Genomic DNA, 1,382 nt, shown 5'->3' with positions numbered 1-1,382 from the left:
AGATGGGGTGGTTGCCGTCCTCCCCGCACGGCATCGCAATGTGCCAGAATGGTCGTTGGAAGAAACGACTGCGCGAAAGGACGGCAGATGAAGGATACAGTGATAGGCGTTGATCTGGCAAAGAACATTTTCCAGGTTCATGGAGCTTCGCGTGCGGGCGAGGTGATGTTTCGCAAAAAGCTGCGTCGTCAGCAGTTTATGCAGTTCATGGCCACGCAGCCGCCTGCTCTGGTCGTTCTTGAAGCGTGCGGGAGCGCGCATTACTGGGCTCGCGAACTGGCAGGAGCTGGTCACGAGGTCAGACTGATCGCTCCGCAGTATGTGAAGCCTTTCGTGAAGCGCCAGAAGAACGATGCTGCTGATGCGGAAGCGATCGTCATTGCGGCCCGTCAGCCGGAAATGCGCTTTGTCGAACCACGCACTGAAGCGCAGCAGGCGCATGGCGTTCTTTTCCGGGCCCGGCAGCGTCTGGTGCACCAGCGCACGGAACTGGTGAATGCCCTGCGTGCCGTTCTGTATGAATTCGGTCTCGTCGTGCCACAGGGGATTGCGCATATCAGACACATTGAAGCCATGCTGGATGAGGCGGTTCTGCCAGAGGCTGTGAAGCAGGAATGCCTTGATCTGCTGCGACAGATTTCGGAGCAGAGTGTGCGGATTGATGTCAGAACAAAGAAGATCAGGATGCTTGCCCAGGAAAGTGAAAACACCTGCAGATTGCAGAGCATGCCTGGAGTGGGTCCTCTGACCGCTCTTGCGATTGAAGCTTTTGCGCCTGACCTGCAGAGCTTCCGGCGCGGGCGCGACTTTGCTGCGTGGCTGGGGCTGGTGCCCCGTCAGTTCTCATCTGGCGGAAAGGAAAGGCTGGGGAAGATATCAAAAGCCGGGCAGGCTGATATCCGCAGGCTTCTCATCATGGGCGCCATGACCCAGGTGAACTGGGCCAGCCGTAAGGCCCCTGCACCGGGAAGCTGGCTGGCACGGATGCTGACCCGCAAGCCCCGTATGCTGGTAGCCATTGCGCTGGCCAACAGGATGGCACGAGCCATCTGGGCCATGGCAACAAAACAGGAGGATTATCGGGATCCGGCCCTGTCCGTGGCAGCCTGAGCGATGGCTCGGCTCCCGCGGATGGAACCGGTAGGGGTGTGAGAGGGCGATGACCTGAATGGGCGCATGATCGTTTGATCCGGATCGGAAAAACCAGTGGATTTCTCTGTGCTTTAAAGCACGCCTGTGAGATTTGGATCTGATCCGCTGATCACCATACTGGCCAGTGGCTTCTGAAAGGCCACATCAACAGGCCTTACAGAAGACCGCACACGATCACACGTCAATATGGGTCAGAAAACTCTTGCATAACGGACGGCAACCACAGAAGA

General features: G+C 57.7%; 1 protein-coding gene. It reads left to right on the top strand.

All coding sequences use genetic code 11. From position 1 onward, the window contains the following. Positions 1 to 87 precede the first annotated feature (87 nt). The gene (locus HNR55_RS16655) at positions 88 to 1,110 is read left to right on the top strand and encodes an IS110 family RNA-guided transposase (RefSeq protein WP_166117242.1); all 1,023 of its coding nucleotides are present in this window, start codon (positions 88 to 90) and stop codon (positions 1,108 to 1,110) included. Positions 1,111 to 1,382 lie beyond the last annotated feature (272 nt).

This window comes from Acetobacter lovaniensis (assembly GCF_014207635.1).
Classification (GTDB): Bacteria; Pseudomonadota; Alphaproteobacteria; order Acetobacterales; family Acetobacteraceae; genus Acetobacter; species Acetobacter lovaniensis.
Note: the sequence above shows the minus strand (reverse complement) of the source record. Positions and strands in the feature narration are given on the sequence as shown.